Source organism: Armatimonas sp., from assembly GCF_031410135.1.
Taxonomy (GTDB): domain Bacteria; phylum Armatimonadota; class Armatimonadia; order Armatimonadales; family Armatimonadaceae; genus Armatimonas.
Genome location: NZ_JANNYP010000292.1, coordinates 1 through 1,158, shown reverse-complemented (window position 1 = coordinate 1,158; position 1,158 = coordinate 1). Strand labels below are relative to the sequence as shown.

Here is a 1,158-nt window from a genome sequence, read left to right as displayed (position 1 = left end):
TCGTCGGAGGTTCGAACCTCCGTCTCTGTGCATAACCGAAGCCCGCTCTCGAATACCGCTAAGGTCTTCAAGAGCGATTGCCTTACCAGAGACAGCCGCAGATTCGACAAGCTTGCGACTAATGTTATGATTCACCCAACGAGTAAACCGAGATTGACGGCGGCGCAACTTCTGAAGGTGTCGCTTTGCCGACTTAGAACCTGCTTGTTGAAGCCCTGCCTTCAGCTTTCGCATTCGGCGACGCAGAGAGCGGATAGCCTCCCCGCTGTACTGGTTTCCTTCGCTGTCAGAAGCAATCTGAACAATGCCAAGGTCTACCCCCAAAAACTCGGTAGTTTCGTTCTGCGGAGCTTCTGGAATGTCACAGGCCACCATCAGATAAAACTCACCACCGATAAAGCAAAGATCGCATTCGCCTTTTTGAGTCAGAAGCATTTCCTTCTGAAGCTCTCCAGCCGCGAAGGGAATCTTCATGCGCCCGGCAACTGTCCAGAGCGAAATTTGACTCTCCTCGGTGAAGAAAGTCAAGATGCGGGAATCGTAGGCGATAGAACCCGTGGGGTGGAAGGTTCTCTTTGTCGCTTTGTCCAGCTTGTAAGAGTCGGCGACTTTGGCATTACAGCGAATAATCAACTGAGAAGCCAGCGCGAACTCTTCCCGGATGTTGTGATAACAGGCGGCGTGAAGGGCAAACTGCTTGAAACACTTGTTCTGCCAAGCGTATTCAGACATGCGGTTGCAAGCCTCGTTCGCCTTTTTGAGTGTGGCGAGAAGAACTTGCTTCTGCTGGCAAGAGGTAAGGAGTTTGACCTGAGCAACGAGCTTCACTATCGTGTTACTCCAGATCGTCTTTCAAAAGCGGAACGACGAGGAAAGACTAATTTGACGACTCAATCGCGGGAACTTCCATGCGGTTCCCGATTCCTCCCCCGCCTAAAGGCGGGGGTCTCCTCGGAGGCTTTTCTATGATACGCCTCTACGAAGATGGGCAAAGAATCCCAAGATGCAGACGCTGCCGCCCTGAGGCAGGAGCCGGGCCAACGACGATGGGTACCACATCCGGACTGCGTAACATGAGTTATTAATAAATTCTAATTTACATTCGTTATTTCGTCATCCTCCACTTCCCATGATTCATCGTAACGATTTAAACCTGAC

At 51.2% G+C, this 1,158-nt stretch carries 1 protein-coding gene; it reads right to left on the bottom strand.

What is annotated here, in order from left to right; translation table 11 throughout:
- The coding region (locus RMO15_RS10565) for a transposase (RefSeq protein WP_309711718.1) at window positions 1-828 on the bottom strand (828 nt) is incomplete at its 3' end.
- Between the last annotated feature and the right edge of the window lie 330 nt (window positions 829-1,158).